Origin of the sequence: Phyllobacterium brassicacearum, assembly GCF_003010955.1 — a bacterium.
Lineage (GTDB): Bacteria > Pseudomonadota > Alphaproteobacteria > Rhizobiales > Rhizobiaceae > Phyllobacterium > Phyllobacterium brassicacearum.
Genome location: NZ_PGGO01000042.1, coordinates 1 through 18,530, shown reverse-complemented (window position 1 = coordinate 18,530; position 18,530 = coordinate 1). Strand labels below are relative to the sequence as shown.

The following is an 18,530-nucleotide window of genomic DNA, read 5'->3' as shown; positions in this document are numbered from 1 at the left end:
CGGACGGGTCAACATCATTGTCCGTAAGACCGGTGCTCTCGTCGATGATGATGTCTTGGGTGGTGATGTCGAGTGCCATGGAAATTCTCCTCGGTTAAAACGCATCAGGAAAAAGGATCCAGCCCCCGGATGCCGAAGTGCACCCGCCGGGGTTTACCCCCTTGCGCAGCCTCGCCTGTGCGAGCCCGCACGCAGCCTCCGCGCGCAGTCAACGCACGTAAGCAAAAGCCAAAATATTCGCGCTAATCGCTTGTGTTCAGGCGCATCGAGACACTGCTCGGCGCTCTGTACGATTACTTACAGACGGTCAGCCTCTTTATGTCTACGATGTACTCAAATACGCAGGCAGCATTGCTGCTTTATCTCCTTGCTTTGCTCGGAGGTAACTATGACGATAACGCCGAAGATTATTTCCTCAGGCAGTGCAAGAGAGAGCTTGGAAAATTCGACGGCAATCTATGAAGATCATGGTCACCCCCCCGCGTCAACGCGTGCATTTATGCTTAACTTTACACAATACTACGAATTCATTGAAAATGCATTTAGCCAATTCGATCTACAAAGTGGAGTTATTGTGTCGTGTTTTGCCAGATTGCTCGAGATACTGATAGGCCGGATGCCTGCCCAACGACAGTTACTCTGGCAGTCTCGCCTACCATTTCTTCCTGACTGAGCCGCAACGGCCCTTTCCTTAGTCGCTTTTGCCTCGGTCATTATCTCTCGGAACAAGTCTTCCCAGGCACCAATATCCCCTGAAGCCACCGCGCCTTTAATGAGAGCCATATCGATCATAGTTGCCCCTGAAAGTTCAGCCACCCTAAATCGCTGCGACGGCTGTATCCTGGTGCCACGAAGACGGGCGTTAAATGGGCGACTTGGTCAAGACCGGGTGTCAGCATCACAAGGAGCATACAATACCGGGACACGCCCGCGGTCCATTTGCATGTGGTGCATCGCGGTTGTACTGTGCAGATTGGCACGCGCGCAAAGCACTCATAGCAGGGGTCCGGTTGCGCGTTTCAACCCGTCGAATAAGTAGCCGCGCAACATGGAACTTATCGTCGCCCTTGGTCTGATCGTCTTGAAGGTCGCGTTGCTAATTGCGATCCTGCTGCTGTTGCCCTTGCCGCTAACCTGGCTGGAACGCAAGATTGCTGGGCACATCCAGCAGCGGATGGGGCCGATGCGCGTCGGGTGGCACGGACTGCTGCAGCCGGTGGCGGACGGAATCAAGCTCCTGACCAAAGAAGACCACATCCCTGACGACGCCGACCGCTTCCTGTTCAAATTGGCGCCAATCCTGGCACTCGCTCCCCCCTTCGTGGTGTTCGTCGCGATCCCCTTTGGCGAAACCGTCTCGGTTCTCGGGACCGAGATCACGCTCTACGTCTCCAACATGAATGTTGCGCTCCTTTTCGTCTTCGCGGTGATCGGGATCGAGGTCTATGGTGTCATCTTTGGCGGCTGGGCTGCTAACAGCAAATACGCTGTCCTGGGCAGTCTCAGGACCTGCGCACAGATGATCAGCTACGAAATTCCGATGGGATTCGCGGTCATCGGGGTGGTGATGTTGGCGCAATCCATGAGCTTGCTCGAGATCGTGCGAGCGCAAGCCGATGTCTGGAACATCGTCTATCAACCGGTCGGCTTCTTCGTGTTCTTCGTCGCCGGACTGGCCGAAGCACAGCGCATTCCGTTCGACCTGGCGGAAGCGGAAGGCGATCTGGGGGCCGGATTCCACACAGAATACAGCGGTATCCGCTTTGCATTCTTCATGGTCAGCGAGTATGCCATCGTGTTTTTGGTGTCGGTCCTGACGGTGATCCTGTTTTTTGGCGGCTGGAACGGCGTACTGGTCCCCTTGCCACCGCTCCTCTGGTTGCTGCTCAAGGTCGCGTTCTTCGTCTATTTGTTCATCTGGTTCAGGTTTACATTCCCGCGCTATCGCTACGACCAACTGATGGCGATCGGATGGAAAGTCTTGCTTCCTCTGTCGATGGCGAACATAATCATAACCGGTATTGTATTTTCTTAGGAGCTGTAGAGGCTCCCTAGCGGGGCGGCAATGTCGCACGCACGGCACAGAGTTGGAGCATGGATTGGATGGGCGTTCTTCGCCGATCTCGCGAGCGCCTTGGCTCTGACCTTTGGCTATATGTTCTCCAGATCCGTGACCATGCAATACCCGGACAAGGAAAAATGGTTGCCCTACCCACGTTACCGCGGGCATCACTTCCTGACGCGCGACGAAAAGGGCGAGATCAAATGCGTGGCCTGTGAGCTCTGCGCACGAATTTGTCCCTGCGACTGCATCGAAGTCATCCCCTACGAAGATGAGAAGGGCAACCGTCACCCGGCAAAATTCGAAATCGACATGGCTCGGTGCCTGTTTTGCGGACTATGCGAGGATGCCTGCCCGGCGGATGCGATCGCGCTTGGCCAGCAATATGAATTTTCGAGCTTTTCCTCGAGTGACCTGGTCGTCGGGCGGGACGACCTGCTCGGCAAGCCGGGCAAGGCGAGGACCGGCGGCGGTGTGGTTGCTGCGCGCCTGAACACTGAACAGGATGTTCTGGTCGAGACGAGCGAGCCGCAGGGGTATAACTGGTGGCGTAATATCCGGCGAACGTGAACGCGCGCCACCCATCAGGCCGGAGCGCGCAGACAGGAGGCTCAGATGCATGTCTGTCAAATACTGAAGACCAAGTCTCCCGAGCTTATCTCGGTCACACCGGATCAGACGATGGTAGAAGTCCTGCGACTGTTTCGGGAGAACAACATCGGCTTCGTGGTCGTCAGCCGTTTACCCGGGGAATGCCTTGGCACGCTGTCGGAACGGGACTGCTGCAATGCGGTGGCTGAATACGGAACCGACGCGCCCATAATGCGGGTCTCCGACATCATGAACCGCAGTGTGGCGACCTGTTCGGCACAGGATTTTCTGCCCTTTGTGATGGCGATCATGACGCAGCGGCGCACGCGCCATGTGTTGGTCATGGATGGCGACACTACTGTCGGCGTGGTCAGCATCGGCGACGTGGTCAAGCACCGTCTCGATGAATCGCTGCGCAATGAGCAGGCGCTGCACGAATACATTTCCGGGACCAATCATCACTGACGTCGCCGCTGGAGGCGACGCACACGGGTCGGGGCAAGCTGCCAGTGGCACTGGCGATGCGTCAGGTCAAATTTTCCGGCCCTGCCCCGGCACCGGCGACAGTGGCGATTTCGAATGCCGCGTGCGCCTTTCGGATGTCCACCGGACACGGGTACTCTTTGCGCCGCATCAGGCTGTTGAGACGCAAGGCTCTGTAGTTTTCGGGGACAAACACGAGACCCCTTGGAAATTGCTTGTTGACCTTGAGCTGCGCGGTCAGCTCACCCTGGGCGGATCGCACGACCACTTGATCGCAATCGGAAAGGCCCAGTTGCGCGGCATCCCACGCGCCCATCTCGACGTAGGGGTCATTTGCAACCGTGTTCAGAATTTCCGAGTGCTCGGACAGGTATCCGTTGTGGAACAGGCAGTTGCCGGTGACCAGCATGAGCCGGTCGGTCGCAATGGGGACAGACGGGGGACCGAAGAACTCGCCGACCGGCGGCGCAAGTGCTGCTTTGGTAAATGCTCCATCGGCGCCAAGCCCGTCCCGCACAAGCCCGTCGTAGGCCGGAATCAGCCGGGCAATCTCATCAAAAATCTCGTGTTGAACCGATGGCCGCAACGCCTGGTTGCGAAGTGCCGTGACGAAATCGAAGATCGCCAGATTGCCACGCGCTTCGAAGGCCGGTTCGCGGAACTTGCAGACCTTCTGGATCCGGCCTTCGTTGTTGGTAAAAGTGCCGGATTCCTCACCGTAGCTGGCTGCGGGCAGGACCACGTCGGCCAGGCCAGCCGTATCTGTAAGGAACGCGTCCTGTACGATCAGGAGCCCGGCGGTACGAAGTGCCCGCTGCACGAACCCCCGGTCGGGACAGGACAACAGGGGGTCGCTTCCGACGATATAGAGAGCGCCCATTTGCCCCCTGTCGCAGAGCTCCAGCATGGCGTCGAAGTCCGCGCCAGGTCCAGACGGTATCCCGGCACCCCAGGCGCGTTCGAAAGTTGCGTGCGCCGCCTCGTCGTCGACTGCTCGCAGCCCCGGCAACGCCAGCGGCACAACCCCCATATCCCAGGCGCCCAGCTGGTTAGCACGGTCGAAGAGGAACTGCATCGCACATCCCTTGCCGAGTAAGCGGAGAACCTGCAAAAGGTTGTTGAGCTGCTGCAACGTCGCACGCGCTTGCGGCGACCTCAGGAGGTCGACACTGACAAGCACAGTAACGCTCCGACCCTCCAGCAGCGCTGTGGCCAGACGGTCTGCCGCTCCCGGCCCGGTGGTTGTCGTGCCGATCTTCGCAAGAATATCACCTGGCACGGCCTGACGAGCCGCCGCCGCGAGACCGGCCACAACCGCAGCAAGGCTTGCAGCCTCGCCGCCGGGCAAAGCGCGAAGGACTGCCCGTGCATCTGCGTCCAGGCGCGATGGCCGCGCCGAGAGCATCAGCAACCCGGTATGCCGCCGCCGAGCGCCGTCCCGCAGCAGGTATTCGGTGACCGGGTTTTCGTCGGTCACGTTCCCACCAACGACAAGTACGCAGTCGTTACCGATCACTTCCTCAAGCGGCGCACGAGTGTAGGAGCCTGCCACTAACGGGCCGAGCGTATCGAAAGGTGTGGACCAGCGCGACGAGCAGTCTATGTTGTTGGTCCGGAATACCGTCCGCATCATTTTCTGGAACTGATAAAGCATCTCGTTGGGAAGGCGCGGCGAGGCCAGCCCGCCCGCAGGCTTTGCCTCGATGGCCAAAAGGCGCCGTCGCAGATAGTCCCCTGCTTCTTCCCAGGAAACCGGAACAAGAGTGCCGTCACGACGGACCATCGGCCGCTCGATCCGGTCCGGGCTCGTGACGAAATCGAGGCCGAAGCGCCCCCGCACGCAGAGCGTCTCGCGGTTGACCCCGTGCTCTGCTTTCGAGCGGACCCGCATGAACTCTCCCTTGCGTGTGCCAACAGTCAGCTGGCAGCCGGTGCCGCAATGCGGGCAGACCGTGTCGGTCTCGGCCAGATCCCATGGCCGCGCCTTGTAGCGATAAGGGAAGCTCATCAGCGCGCCGACCGGACAGACCTCGACGCAATTGCCGCATTGGTCGCAACTCGCAAGGCTGCCCTCGAAGCCGGTCACGGCGGTGTCCATGCCTTTTTCGATCGTACCCAAGGCGACCGCGCCGACCACTTCTTCGCACATCCGGACGCAGCGCTGGCACTGGATGCAACGGTTGACATTCATGATAATGACCGGGCTGAGACGGATGTCCTCGGAGTGAAACACACGTTTGGCATCGCGGAACTGGCTTTCGCGGGGGCCGTATGCCATCACCATGTCCTGGAGCTCGCACTCGCCGCCCTTGTCGCAGATCGGGCAGTCGAGGGGGTGGTTGGCGAGCAACATGTCGAGCATGGAAGAGCGGGTTTCATCGATTAGCGGGGTGTTCGTCCGCACCACCATGCCTTCGGTAACCACAGTGGCGCAGGAGGGCTGCAGACGCCTCAGCCCCTCGATCTCCACCAGGCACATGCGGCATGAAGCCAGTGCCGGCAGCCGTTTAAGATAGCAGAAGGTCGGGATATCGATACCCAAACGCTCGGCGGCCTGCAGCACCGTAGAGCCCGCCTCCACTTCCAGCGTCTGTTCATTTATCGTGATGCTAACCATGACTTTCCAACAACCTTTTCTCAGCGCTCATCAGTGATACGGGCACCTCCGCTCTTCAATATGGGCGACGAATTCATGCTTGAAATGCACCAGTGCCGCCCGCAGCCCCATAGCCGCACCATCGCCCAGAGCGCAGAACGTGTTGCCGAAAATGCCCTTGCAGAGGGCCTCCAGCTGTTCCAGATCGCCCGGCGCGCCCTGCCCCGCCTCGATCCGGCGCAGTACCTTCACAACCCAGTTCAGCCCTTCGCGGCACGGGGTGCACTTGCCGCAGGACTCATGGTGGAAGAATTCGATGATCCGGGTGGCGACCTTGACCATGCAGGTCGAGTCGTCAATGACGATTACCCCAGCTGAGCCGAGCATCGAACCGGCGGCGGCCAGCGAGTCAAAGTCCATCCCAACGTCCAGCCCGTGCGCCGGGATCAGCGGCGCCGAGACCCCACCGGGAATCACTGCTTTGATCTTGCGCCCCGGCAGCGGCCCGCCGGCGCGGTCCTCGACCAGTTCGCGCAGTGATATACCCATCGGCAGTTCGTAAAGGCCCGGTTTTCGCACCTGCCCGCTGAGGCAATAAAGCTTCGGACCGGGGCTTTTGTCCGGACCGATGTCGCGGAACCAGTCTGCCCCCCGCGCTACGATATGCGGGACGCAAGCCAACGTCTCGACATTATTGACCACGGTGGGGCTGGCGTAGAGTCCTTCAACCGCTGGAAACGGCGGTTTCAGGCGCGGCTGCGCTCGCTTGCCTTCGAGCGAGTCGAGCATCGCTGTCTCCTCGCCGCAGATGTAAGCGCCGGCGCCGCAATGGATGTGCACGACGAAGTTGAAATCCGAGCCCTGAATCCGCGCTCCCAGATAACCCTGCGCATGGGCCTCGGCGATCGCCTGCTCCAGCCGCTGGATTGCCAGCGTGTATTCCCCGCGGATGTAAACATAGGCGGTTTCTGCCCCGATCGCGTAGGCACTGATTGCCATGCCCTCGATCAGTTGGTGCGGGTCACGCTCCATGATGATCCGGTCCTTGAAGGTACCCGGCTCGCCCTCATCGGCGTTGCAGCACAGATATTTTGGCTTGCCCGCGCGCTTAGGCACGAAGCTCCATTTCAACCCGGTTGGAAATCCGGCTCCGCCGCGACCCCGCAGGTTGGATGCTTTGACAAGGTCGATGATCTCGTCAGGCGTGTGCTCGTCAAGCGCCTTCGCCAAAGCCTGATAGCCGCCGCTGGCCCTGTAGGTCGCCAACAAATGGCCATCCGGCACGTCCACATTCCTGAGAAGAACCGGTTCAAACATGGCGCTACTCTCCTGGCGGAGCTACGGCGGCGATACCGGCGCCAGTTGCTTGCCCCACCACCGCCCGCAGTCTGTCCAGCAACGCGTCGATCCGCGCGATGTTGAGGTCGCCGTGATAGTCGTCGCCAACCTGCATCACCGGGGCTACTTCGCAGGCGCCGAGGCATTCGACGGTCGTAAGCGTGAACAGCCCGTCCGGGGTCGTGTCGCCCTTCTTGATCCCCAGCACGACCTCCAGATGCTCCAGCAAATCCTCGGCACCACGCAGCATGCAGGATACGTTGTCACAAAGTTGCAAGTGGAACATCCCCACCGGCTCGGTATGGAAGAGCGTGTAGAAAGTCGCCAGCTCGTAAACCCAGATCCGCTCGACATCGAGGATATCGGCGATCTCTTCCAACACGGGACCCGGCAAATGGCCATGTTCCTTCTGCGCGATCAAAAGCGCGGGCATGATCGCCGAGCGCTGGTCCGGATACCGCGCCGCCGCTGTCTGGATCTTTTCGCGCATGTTCATCGAAATCCAAATCCTCTGCTACTTGTCCACCTCGCCCATCACCGGATCGAGGCTGCCCAGCACGGCGATCATGTCCGCCAGGTAATTCGCATTGCTTGCCACAAACAGTCCCTGAAGGTTAACGAACGACGGTGCCCGCACCTTCATGCGGAACGGTTTTGCCGACCCGTCGCTGACGATGTAGAATCCAAGTTCGCCCTTTGGCGACTCGATCGCCGAATAGACCTCGCCCTTCGGCACCTTGAAGCCATATGCCGACAGGTCGAAATGCTGAATCAGCGCCTCCATTGAACAATGCACCTTGTTCTTGTCCACCGGGAAAGCGACCGTCGGCATGTCGATCTGGAATGGCCCCTCGGGCATCTGATCGAGGCATTGTTCGATGATCCGGATGCTCTCACGCATCTCCTCGACCCGGCATCGCCAGCGCGCGTAGCAATCGCCCTCGTCGCGGGTGATGACCTTGAAGTCGAGCCGGTCGTAGATCTCATAGGGTTCGTCGCGACGGATGTCCCAGTCGACGCCCGAGGCCCGCAGGTTCGGGCCGCTCAGTCCGAGATCGATACCGTCGTCGGCGGTGATCACGCCGATCCCCTGCGTGCGCTTCAAAAATACCCGATTGTTCTCGACCAGCCGTTCATAGTCGCGGATCCGGTTCGGGAAGATTTCGCAGAATTCCTTGATCCTGGGGACAAAACCGTCGGGCAGGTCCTCGCGCACACCGCCGACCCGGCAGAAGGATGTATGCATCCGGGCTCCGCTGATCATCTCAAACAGGTCCATGATCATTTCGCGTTCGCGCATGGCGTAAAGCAACGCGGTCATTGCGCCCAGGTCCAGCGGCAACGCGCCAGTGATCAGGAGATGACCGGAGATTCGAGCCAGCTCGGCCATCAATACGCGGATATATTGCGCGCGGATCGGCGCTTGGATGCCCAGGAGCTTCTCCACCGCTAACGCGAAGGCCAGGTTGTTTGATGGTGGGCAAAGGTAGTCGAGCCGGTCGGTCAGTGGAAAAATCTGGGTGTAGCTGAAGCTCTCGGCCAGTTTTTCTGTACCGCGGTGGAGGTAGCCGATATGCGGATCCACGCGGGCGACATATTCACCCTCCAGCTCAAGGACGAGCCGCAGCACGCCATGCGTACTGGGATGCTGCGGACCGAGATTGAGCAGCACCTCCCTTGTGTGCGATTGTCCTTCCGGCCTGCTCAGTTCCGTGACTTCGGTCATCTCAAGTTCCCGGTGGAGCGGCCTCCCTCATGGAATGTTCCTCGTGGCAAGGTCGGGCTGTGTCGGCGGCGGGCCTTCGGCACCAAAAGGATTCAGCTTGTCCTTGTAGCCTCTGAGCGGGAAGTCCTTGCGCTGCGGGAAGCCCTCAAAGCCTTCCCACATGTAGATCCGGCGCAAGTCGGGGTGGCCATCGAACCTTATCCCGTACATGTCCCAGGCTTCGCGCTCATGCCAGTTGGCGGTCCGCCAGACCCCCATCACCGACGGAACACACGGCGGATCGCCGAGGCGGCACTTGATGCGAATGCGCCATTTGTTCGGCAGGGAATAGAGGTGGTAGACTGCCTCGAAGCGCGGCATCTCAGGGTAATGATCCACTCCGCATATATCCGACAGGAAATTGAACTGCAGCGCCGGGTGTTCCTTCAGAAACCGGCAAAGCTCGACGATCATTTCAGGCGGAGCGGCGAAGGAATGAACACCATGTGCGAAGCCAAGATCAACGATTGCCTCGCCAAAACGTTCCGTGATCGGGGTGCGGTTGAGGGGCGCCTCAATGCTCATCGCGCCACAACCCTTTCCAGAGGAGTCCCGGCTAACGCCCTGGATTTCTTTATCTTCTCCTGAAGCAGCAGGAAACCATGCATCAGCGCCTCGGGCCGCGGCGGGCAGCCAGGCACATGCACGTCCACCGGCACAAAGGTCTCCGCCCCCTGCACCACAGCGTAGGTGTTGTACACCCCGCCCGAGATAGCGCAGGTACCCATCGCGATAACCCAGCGCGGCTCTGGCATCTGGTCGTAGAGGCGGAGCACGACGGGTGCAAATTTCCGCGTCACGGTGCCGGCGATAATCATCACGTCGGACTGGCGCGGTGAAGGTCGGAACACCACTCCAAACCGGTCGAGATCATAGCGCGCACAACCTGCCGCGATCATCTCAATGGCACAGCAGGCAATGCCGAAAGTCTCGGGCCACAACGCCGAGCTTCGGCTCCAGTTGATAACGCTGTCGGCCGTCGTGAACAGGACGCTGTCGCGGATCGTATTGTTCACTCCCATTCCAGTGCTCCCTTCAGCCAGGCATAGGCGAAGCCCACAATGAGCAGCACCATGAAGACGAACATCTCGACATAACCGACCAGCCCGATGTCTTTCAGGACGACGGCCCAGGGGAAAAGGAACATCGTCTCGACATCGAAGACCACCAACAGGATCGCGAGAATAAAGAACTGCACCCTGAAGCGGCCCCCGGCGGCCTCGCCCGCAGGGTCCATGCCGCATTCATAGGGCATGTTCTTTGCGGGATAGGGATTGGACGGGCGCAGTAACGAGGAGATAAAAAGCGTCACCCCCGCCACCAGAACAATTCCGGCGACCATGAAAAGCACAGGGAGGAATTCCATTGCAGCTGTCATATCGCATCGCCCCGGTCACCCACCGAGGGCTTTGCTCAGGCCGCGACCGAACCCATTCGGGACCGGTAGTGCGGTCGCCCCGGGAAGTGACCTGGACAGTCCTTTCCTGAACTGAAAGTGTATTCCGTCGGGCAGATCATTGCAAATCCAATCGATCAGCCGCCAAATACCGATTGTTGAGCGAGTTTCAGAAACCACGCCGGGAACAGGCCAATTCCGATAGTCCCGGCAGCGGTGAAGGCAAGCGTGGCGCGGACCATAGGTGTCAGCGCCGGGTTGAACGCTCTCTCCGGCTCGCGCATGTAAATCACCATGACGATGCGGATGTAAAAATAGGCAGCGACGGCGCTCAGCAGCACTGCGATCACCGCCAGCGCGACGAAACCTTGCTCAACGAGAGCGACGAGCACATAGAACTTGGCGAAGAAGCCGGCCGTCGGCGGAATGCCGGCCAGCGAAAACAGATAGAGCAGCATCAAAAGCGCCAGCCCGGGATGCGACCTGGAAAAACCTGCGTACTCATCGATCACCTCGCCCGAGAAATCGCCGTTCCGCATCATGATCACGGTGCCAAAAATGCCGAGATTCATAAAGGAATAGATCAGCAGGTAGAGCATCACGCTGGCGATCCCGTCCACACCGCCGGCCACGACGCCGAAAGTCGCGAACCCGGCATGCGCAATGCTGGAATAGGCCAGGAGGCGCTTGAAATTATCCTGCACCAGCGCCACGAAACTGCCCAGCGCCATCGTTGCCACTGCAATGACCGCGACGATGATCCAAACGTCCGAGGCCGCGACCAGCGGGTTGAGAAATACCCGCAGGATCACGGCGAATCCCGCCGCCTTGGGCCCCACCGACATGAAGGCGGTGATCGTCGTCGGCGCGCCTTCATAAACGTCCGGCACCCACATATGAAACGGCACCGCACCGACCTTGAAGACCAGCCCGGCGACGATGAAGACCACCGCCAGCAGCAATCCAGGATCGAGCGGATCGCCGGTCACCGCCGCAGCCATTCCGTCCAGCTGCGTGGTGCCCGTAAGCCCATAGACCAGCGAAACGCCGTAAAGGAAAATCCCCGTCGAGACTGCGCCAAGGATCACGTATTTCAGTGCCGCTTCGTTCGATCGTCGCTCCTGTCGCAGGAGGCCGGTCAGCACATAGGTGCAGAGCACCATCAGTTCGAGGCCAACATAGATCGACAGCAGATCGGTCGCCGAGGCCATGATCATCATTCCCGAAAGCGCGAAGAGCAGCAGCACATAGTATTCGCTGCTGTCGATCCCTTCGACATCGGCATACTTTCGGGAAAGAAGGAATGTCAGAACGGTGGCAAAGTAGAACACGACCTTGAAGAAGACCGCAAAGCGGTCCGCAATGAACATGCCCGTGTAGGCCGACCGTACCTCACCCGCCAGTATGAATGTGGCCAGGGCGGCAATCAGCACGACCGCGACGGAAGCCCAGACAAGGAAATGCTCCTGCCCCTTGCGCACAAACTGCCCCAGGATCAGCAAGATGCAGGCGCCTGCGATCACCACGATCTCGGGGAGGCTTGCCAGGGCCGACTGGTAAAGCGCGGCGGCGGTCATTGGCCGCTTTCCTTAGCGTGCACCTGCGCCAGCAAATGCTTCACCGAGGCGTCAATGATGCCGAGAAAGGGTTTTGGATAGAGCCCGACCCAAAGAACGAAGACGGCCAACGGCAGGATCGCTGCCATCTCCCGGGCGTTCACGTCGCGTATCTTGTACCGGACGCCGACGCTGGCCGGACCAAGCGCGACTTTCCTGTACATGCCAAGAAGATAAGCGGCGCCCAGCAATGCGCCCAAAATGGCCGCCGTACCGACGGCCATGCTGGCCGCGAACCCTCCCGACAGCACCAGCAACTCGCCCACGAACGAATTCGTTCCCGGCAGCGCCATCGACGACAGCGTGAACAGCGCAAGAAACGTCGTATAAACCGGCGCCGCCTTCATCAACCCACCATAATTGGCCATGCTGCGCGTATGTGTGCGCTCATAGATCAGGCCGACGAACAGGAACAACGCGCCCGTCGTTACGCCATGGTTAAACATTTGCAGGATGCCACCTTCGAGCCCGCGGAGGTTCAACGCAAAAATCCCTAACGTCACGAAACCCATATGGCTGATGCTGGAATAGGCAACCAGCTTCTTCAGGTCATCCTGCGCCAGCGCGAGCAACCCGCCATAGACGATCGCAAGGGCCGAAAGCGCCAGCATCAACGTTGAATAATGCACCGAAGCCTCCGGGAGCATCGGCAGCGAGAACCGCAGAAAACCGTAGGCGCCCATCTTCAGGAGCACTCCAGCGAGGATGATGCTGCCGGCCGTAGGGGCCTGCACATGGGCGTCGGGCAGCCAGGTATGGACCGGGACCATTGGCACCTTGACTGCGAAGGCGATCAGGAAGGCGAAGAACAGCCAGGCCTGGACCCGGAATGGCAAATCCTGTGCTGTCAGGGCGAGTATGTCGAAGGTCTCACCGCCGTGGAAATAGAGTACGATGACACCGATGAGGAACAGCAGGCTGCCGGCCAGCGTGTAAAGGAAGAATTTGAAGGCCGCATACACCCGGCCTTCGCCTCCCCAGACACCGATGATCAGATACATCGGGATTAGCATCGCCTCCCAAAAGACGTAGAACAGGAACAGATCGAGCGCGCAGAACACCCCCAGCATCAGCGCCTGCATGACCAGCAGACTGATCATGAACTCCTTCACCTTACGCTCGATCGCTACCCACGAGGCGAGCACGCAAATCCAGCCCAACAGCGCGGTCAGGAACACAAAGAGTGCACTGATCCCGTCGATGCCAAGTGCATAGGCGATCCCGAGCGCGGGCACCCACGGGCGCGTTTCGGTGAACTGCATCTCATGGGTGCTGGTGTCAAAGCCGACCAGCATAGCGATGCAGAGTGCAAGGTCGAGGACGGTGACACCCAGCGCTGTCCACCGCACGGCATTGTCGCTGCGCAGAACCATCAGAACCGCTGCCCCGGCAGCGGGCGTGAATACGATGAGGCTAAGTAGCGGGAACCCCATCGCGCCCCCTATCGCCACGCCACGGCGAAGATGACGGTGGCCGCGATCACGCCGACGATCATCGCCATCGCGTAATGGGTCACAACGCCAGTCTGCAGCCGCCGCAGCGCCCCTCCGCAGCGCAGGATCGAGTGGGCGACGCCGTTCACGATGCTGTCCACCCCGGTGAGATCGATCCATAGTCCCAGTCGTGCTGCCCCATGCAAGAGTGGCAGCGCCACTGTCTCGGACACATCGCTCACCGCCTTTTCGTAGCGCGCCAGCGGTTTTTTGGCGAGCCACATGAAATGCTTCGCTCCCTTGCGGTAGAACCAGTCCGTGTCGATGCTGATTGTGTTCTCGGGATCGAGCGCCTTGAGGAAAAGCACGAACCCCAAGGCGGTGAACATCAGCAAGCCGAGGCTCTCGGTGACATGGACGCCGGTATAGGGTTGGAAATCGACTGGATAGGGCAGCAATGCGTAAAGCGGCTGGGGGAACACCCCGATCGCAATGCAGAGCGCCGCCGCCATGCCCATGGCAATCAACATGTTGCGCGGAGGTTCGCGCGCCTCCAGCCTCTGGTCGGTGCCGAAGAACATATAGTACGGAAGCTTGAGTCCGGTATGCAGGAACGTCCCTGACGATGCCATCGTCAGTGCCAGCACGACCAGTGCGCGGTGATCCTGTCCCGCTGCGGCCACCACCATCGACTTCGTGACGAAGCCCGAGAAGAATGGAAATGCTGAAATCGCGAAGGCACCGACCATATAAAGCGTTACCGTAAGCGGCATGGACTTGTAGAGTCCGCCGAGCTCGGTGAGCTTGCGCCGCCCGGTGACGTAGATCACCGCCCCCGCGCCCATGAAGAGGAGCGCCTTGTAAAGGATATGGGCGAAGGCATGGCTTGCGGCCCCGTTCACCGCCATCTCGGTCCCGATACCGATACCCGCCACCATGTAGCCCACCTGGCTAACGATGTGATAGGCAAGAAGCCGCCGGCAGTCGTTCTCCAGCACCGCGTAGATGACGCCGTAAAGTGCCATCACGGTGCCGAGCCAAACCAGAAGCTCGGTCCCCGGAAACGCCCGAGCCAGCACATAGACGGCGGTCTTGGTGGTGAAGGCGCTCATGAACACGGCCCCGGTAACGGTGGCCTCCGGGTATGCGTCTGTCAGCCAGGCGTTGAGCGGCGGCACCGCAGCATTGAGCATAAACCCGGCAAGGATCAGGTAGGCGGCCACGCCCATTTCTCCCCCGATCGGCCCGAAGAGCAGCGAGCCACTGGCGACCCCGTGGAGAACGATGCCACCAAGCAGAACGACGCCGCCGGTGATATGAACCATCAGGTAGCGGAAGCCGGCGGCGACCGCCTGCCGGCCGCCCTGGGCAAAGACCAGATAGGCAGAGGCAAAAGCCATACCTTCCCAGAACAGGAACAGGGTCAGGTAGTCGCCAGCCAATACCACGCCAAGCGCGCTGCCGACGTAAACGAACGCAGCCACGTGCTGGGCGGCGTGCGTTAGGTGTATCGCGTAGACCACTCCGATCAGCGCCATCATGGTAAATACGGTTGCGAAGACGATGCTCAACTTGTCCACCCTGGCGACGAGGATTTCCTGCCCGATGAACGATGCCGCGCCGTAGATGCCCGGTTGCATCATGAGCACGGCGAGGATTGCAAGTACCGGGATCAGTAGCAGATAAGCCTTGCGTCTCATGCCGTTCAGGAACGGGATTGGCAGGGCGCCGAGAATGAACAGCAGGGCGGGATGGACAAAGTCAGTCATAATAGTCCTCGCGCCGCATGAGCCCACCCCGATGGCCGAGGAACTTGGAAAAGAAAATCAGCAGCACGCAGGAGCCGAAGCCATAAACGGCCGACCAGCCAGGTAGGCGGTCCCACAGGTATTCGGCGTGTTCGCGGGAAACCAGGAAGTCCGCGATGACGATGAGAACGAGCAGCAGATAGAACAGCCGGCGCCGCTGGTTCGCATATTGTCCGTCACCAAAGAAATCGACGACGCGCTTTATCATCTGACAACTCCTTCCGCCAAGGCGAGGAAATAGTTGGGGAAGATGCCCATCGACACCGACAGGATGGCGGTCGCAACCAGCGGGATTGTCATCATCGGAATTTCACGGACCGTCGCCGGGCTCTCCTGCGCCTCTGTCCCGAAAAAAGCGACATAGCTGACCGGCAGGAAATAGGCGGCGTTCAGGACCGAACTGACCAGGAGCACGATCAGAAACGCAATCTCTCCCGCCTCCACAGAGCCCAGCGCCAGATACCACTTGCTTACGAAGCCCGCGGTCGGCGGTACTCCGATCATGCTGAGTGAGCCGACAAAGAACGCCCCCATCGTCCAGGGCAGCCTGCGGCCGATACCGGCCATTTCGCTGATGTTTCGCTTGCCAGACGCGCAATAGATCGATCCGGCACAAAAAAAGAGCGTGATCTTGGAGAAAGCATGAGCTGCAATATGGATGATCCCGCCGACCATCGCCACCGGAGACAGCAGAACTGCGCCCAGCACGATGTAGGAGAGCTGGCTGACCGTCGAATAGGCGAGCCTCGCCTTCAGATCGTCCCGTGTCAGGGCATAGACGGACGCCATCAGAATGGTGAAAGAGACCAGATAGGCCGTGGCGATGCCAAGGCCAAGCCCATCCACCAAACCTGTGCCGAAGATGTGAAATATCACCCGCAGCACGCAGAAGACACCCATCTTGACCACTGCAACTGCATGCAGGAGTGCACTGACAGGTGTCGGCGCCACCATCGCGGCAGGCAGCCAGGCGTGCATCGGCATCACCGCCGCCTTGGCGAAGCCGAAGAGATAGCAAAAATAGACAATCGTCAGCAGTGGCGCCGAGGCATCGACCTGCGCCAGCAGCCCTCCCGCCACAAAGTCGAGCGACCCCGCAATGTTGTAAGTCAGCGCCAGCGCTGCGAGAAGCACGCTCTTGGACGCCCCCATCAAATAGACGAGGTACTTGCGGCTGCCCGTCCATCCCTCTTCGTCTTCGTGGTGGTAAACGAGCGGGTAGGTAACGAGGCTGAGCACCTCGTAGAAGATCACCAGCGTGAAAAGATTGGCGGCGAAGGCGCCCCCGACGGCGGCTGCAAGGCTGGTGGCGAAACAGGCGAAGAATCGGGTCTGCGCGTGCTCCTTCAAGTGCCGCATGTACCCGATGGAATAGATCGCCGCCACGATCCATAGCAGCGACGAGACGGTGGCAAATACCATGCCGAGCGCATCAACCCGGAACGTAAAGTCAATTCCCGGCAGAATCTCGAACAGGCGCAAATCGACCGTCCTGCCAGCCAGCACCGTGGGCGCCATCGAGACGACAATTGCGAACATGGCGATCGCGGCCACCGGTGACACGGCATCGCGGAGTTTCTCGCGGTTGTTCAGAAGGAGAACTGCAAGGGCCGCCAGACCTGCGACGGCGACGGCAAGCAGCGGCCGGATTGATGTCACCGGGTCCAAGCCGCTATCCTTTCATAATGGTCACGTCGTCGACCTTGAGGGTAGACTTGTTCCTCACAAGGGCAACCAGGATGCCGAGAGCGACGGCAACTTCCGCCGCGGTGATTGCGATGACGAAGATACCGAAGATCTGCCCGCGGAAATCGTCGTAGTAGTGCCCGAAAGCGATGAAATTGATGTTGACTGAGTTGAGCAGCAACTCGAGCGACATCAAGACGACCAGAATATTGCGTCTGAGCAACACGCCCGCCGCTCCGATCACGAACAGGACCACTCCGAGCAAAATATACCAGGAGAGCGGTACCATCACTCCGACTCCTTCCGCGCCAGCACGATGGCGCCGACCAGAGCCGCCAGCAGGATGACGGAGGCCGTTTCAAACGGCAGGAGATAGTCGGCGAAAAGTGTTGTGCTGAGCTGCCGGATGTTATCGCCGCCGCCTGTAGCTACAGGCTCTGTGACCGAAAAGCGGTCACTCCAGAGCACCAGCACAGCCATCTCGAATCCAAGCAGGACGACGAGCACCAGAGCCGGCAGGTTGCCGCCCGGCAAGAACCGCTGCAACACCGCTTCGCGCACATCGATCATCATGATCACGAACAGGAACAGGACCATGATCGCGCCGACATAGACGAATATTTGGATAACCGCGAGGAACGGCGCCTCGAGCAGGACGAAGATTGCCGATATCTGCAGGAAACACGCCATCAGCGCCAATGCGCTGTGAACCGGATTGCGCGCCAGCACCACCGTCAGGGCCGTAATCACGGACACCGTAGCGAACAGAAGAAAGAACCCCTGATCCATCGACGCCGACCCTCCGACGCGAACTGTCACTCGGCGCGAGACGACCGGATTTGAGATAGCGCCGCACATCAGATGCGTTCACAAATTGTGCCCTAGTATCGGATCTTACACAAGATTATTGTCATCAGCGGATCAAAACCAAGCAGTCCGATGTAACGAAGGCGCGGAGCGCATGATGAAGCGACGGCACATTCGCCAATCACTTACATGACCCTGGCGATCAAACGCTCTGGCGGGGCGACCACTGCCCGTGGTTCGTCCTCGCTGGTGACATCGTCAAAGCGATGCCAAAGGCTAGTCACATTGCATTGCTAAAAATCGTTGGGCATCCCGGAGGCTCAGGGCCGATCGTGGCGTGTGCAGGCGATGTCTTCATCCCGATTTACTTGCCCACAGGGAAGCGGACGCATTCAATATAGCTAGTGCGATACCCCCAACGATCAATTCTCAAATCGATTTAAAGGCATATACTGCCGGTTGCATACTTCGCATTGGAAGTATCATTATGACCGCACCCAACCCATATCCGGAATTTGAATGTGACCACTGTCGTCGCATTCTCATTGTATCTCCGCGGCTCCTTACAACGGAAAGCATTGTTCGATGCCCGAATTGCCAAACCTTCCTTGGAGTATGGGGGAGTTTGCTCGAAAGATACATCGTGGAAAAGGATGATGACGGAATAATGCGGTTAAACAAATTACCGGTAAATGGAAAACTATTGAATTAATTTCTTCCCACCCAACCCGGCCCAGGCGGCATCGGCGTTTCAGTTTTCGCGAAAGTTTCTGGTCAAGGAGCCGGACAATGGTGCTATCACGTATTGAAGAAATGTTTGCTCGCCATTGATGATCATCACCTCGGCCGGCATTTCCGGGACCAGGCGGACATCATCGAGCTTCTGAAGCGCATCAGGGGCTACTTTCACTTTTGCGAGAAAATACGAACTGCGCGAACGCGGTTAGCA

The 18,530-nt window shown here is 59.4% G+C and carries 17 protein-coding genes and 1 pseudogene; 3 read left to right on the top strand and 15 right to left on the bottom strand.

What is annotated here, in order from left to right; translation table 11 throughout:
- The first annotated feature begins 1,048 nt into the window (after positions 1–1,048).
- The 3 genes from nuoH to CU102_RS27595 are packed head-to-tail and all read left to right on the top strand — an operon-like array spanning position 1,049 to position 3,118.
- Positions 1,049–2,035, top strand: a complete 987-nt coding sequence (gene nuoH / locus CU102_RS27605; protein ID WP_106714252.1) for an NADH-quinone oxidoreductase subunit NuoH — start codon at positions 1,049–1,051, stop codon at positions 2,033–2,035.
- Between the two features lie 30 nt (positions 2,036–2,065).
- On the top strand, positions 2,066–2,632 hold the full coding sequence (locus CU102_RS27600) for an NADH-quinone oxidoreductase subunit I (protein ID WP_106714251.1): 567 nt from the start codon (positions 2,066–2,068) through the stop codon (positions 2,630–2,632).
- 45 nt (positions 2,633–2,677) lie between these two features.
- The gene (locus CU102_RS27595; protein WP_106714250.1) at positions 2,678–3,118 is read left to right on the top strand and encodes a CBS domain-containing protein; all 441 of its coding nucleotides are present in this window, start codon (positions 2,678–2,680) and stop codon (positions 3,116–3,118) included.
- Between the two features lie 61 nt (positions 3,119–3,179).
- On the opposite strand, the gene nuoG is transcribed toward CU102_RS27595, so the two are convergent.
- The 15 genes and pseudogenes from nuoG to CU102_RS31245 form a co-directional block, all read right to left on the bottom strand.
- On the bottom strand, positions 3,180–5,753 hold the full coding sequence (nuoG, locus tag CU102_RS27590; protein ID WP_106714249.1) for an NADH-quinone oxidoreductase subunit NuoG: 2,574 nt from the start codon (positions 5,751–5,753) through the stop codon (positions 3,180–3,182).
- A 30-nt stretch (positions 5,754–5,783) separates the two neighbouring features.
- Positions 5,784–7,049 (bottom strand): NADH-quinone oxidoreductase subunit NuoF, encoded by a 1,266-nt coding sequence (nuoF, locus tag CU102_RS27585; protein ID WP_106714248.1) that lies wholly within the window; start codon positions 7,047–7,049, stop codon positions 5,784–5,786.
- Between the two features lie 4 nt (positions 7,050–7,053).
- Positions 7,054–7,566 (bottom strand): NADH-quinone oxidoreductase subunit NuoE, encoded by a 513-nt coding sequence (gene nuoE / locus CU102_RS27580; protein WP_106714247.1) that lies wholly within the window; start codon positions 7,564–7,566, stop codon positions 7,054–7,056.
- Positions 7,567–7,584: 18 nt separating this feature from the next.
- Entirely contained in the window at positions 7,585–8,796 is a 1,212-nt protein-coding gene (gene nuoD, locus CU102_RS27575; protein ID WP_106714246.1) for an NADH dehydrogenase (quinone) subunit D, read from the bottom strand.
- 27 nt (positions 8,797–8,823) lie between these two features.
- Positions 8,824–9,360: an NADH-quinone oxidoreductase subunit C gene (locus CU102_RS27570; RefSeq protein ID WP_106714245.1), complete on the bottom strand. Its 537-nt coding sequence runs from the start codon at positions 9,358–9,360 to the stop codon at positions 8,824–8,826.
- A complete protein-coding gene (locus CU102_RS27565; protein WP_106714244.1) occupies positions 9,357–9,857 on the bottom strand; it encodes a NuoB/complex I 20 kDa subunit family protein in 501 nt (166 codons plus the stop codon). Before CU102_RS27565 ends, CU102_RS27570 begins: the two co-directional genes overlap by 4 nt.
- Positions 9,848–10,213, bottom strand: a complete 366-nt coding sequence (locus CU102_RS27560; protein ID WP_106714243.1) for an NADH-quinone oxidoreductase subunit A — start codon at positions 10,211–10,213, stop codon at positions 9,848–9,850. The genes CU102_RS27565 and CU102_RS27560 overlap by 10 nt, the downstream gene beginning before the upstream one ends.
- Positions 10,214–10,368: 155 nt before the next feature.
- The gene (locus CU102_RS27555; RefSeq protein WP_106714242.1) at positions 10,369–11,808 is read right to left on the bottom strand and encodes an NADH-quinone oxidoreductase subunit N; all 1,440 of its coding nucleotides are present in this window, start codon (positions 11,806–11,808) and stop codon (positions 10,369–10,371) included.
- Entirely contained in the window at positions 11,805–13,280 is a 1,476-nt protein-coding gene (locus CU102_RS27550) for an NADH-quinone oxidoreductase subunit M (protein WP_106714241.1), read from the bottom strand. Before CU102_RS27550 ends, CU102_RS27555 begins: the two co-directional genes overlap by 4 nt.
- A gap of 8 nt (positions 13,281–13,288) precedes the next feature.
- A complete protein-coding gene (locus tag CU102_RS27545; RefSeq protein ID WP_106714240.1) occupies positions 13,289–15,049 on the bottom strand; it encodes a Na(+)/H(+) antiporter subunit D in 1,761 nt (586 codons plus the stop codon).
- Positions 15,042–15,296 (bottom strand): hypothetical protein, encoded by a 255-nt coding sequence (locus CU102_RS27540; protein ID WP_106714239.1) that lies wholly within the window; start codon positions 15,294–15,296, stop codon positions 15,042–15,044. Before CU102_RS27540 ends, CU102_RS27545 begins: the two co-directional genes overlap by 8 nt.
- Positions 15,293–16,756 (bottom strand): monovalent cation/H+ antiporter subunit D family protein, encoded by a 1,464-nt coding sequence (locus tag CU102_RS27535; RefSeq protein WP_106714238.1) that lies wholly within the window; start codon positions 16,754–16,756, stop codon positions 15,293–15,295. The genes CU102_RS27540 and CU102_RS27535 overlap by 4 nt, the downstream gene beginning before the upstream one ends.
- A 4-nt stretch (positions 16,757–16,760) precedes the next feature.
- Positions 16,761–17,063: an NADH-quinone oxidoreductase subunit NuoK gene (gene nuoK, locus CU102_RS27530; RefSeq protein ID WP_106714237.1), complete on the bottom strand. Its 303-nt coding sequence runs from the start codon at positions 17,061–17,063 to the stop codon at positions 16,761–16,763.
- Positions 17,063–17,563: an NADH-quinone oxidoreductase subunit J gene (locus CU102_RS27525; RefSeq protein ID WP_106714254.1), complete on the bottom strand. Its 501-nt coding sequence runs from the start codon at positions 17,561–17,563 to the stop codon at positions 17,063–17,065. Before CU102_RS27525 ends, nuoK begins: the two co-directional genes overlap by 1 nt.
- A 769-nt stretch (positions 17,564–18,332) precedes the next feature.
- Positions 18,333–18,509: pseudogene (locus tag CU102_RS31245) on the bottom strand (beta-barrel domain-containing protein); the annotation flags it as partial.
- Positions 18,510–18,530 lie beyond the last annotated feature (21 nt).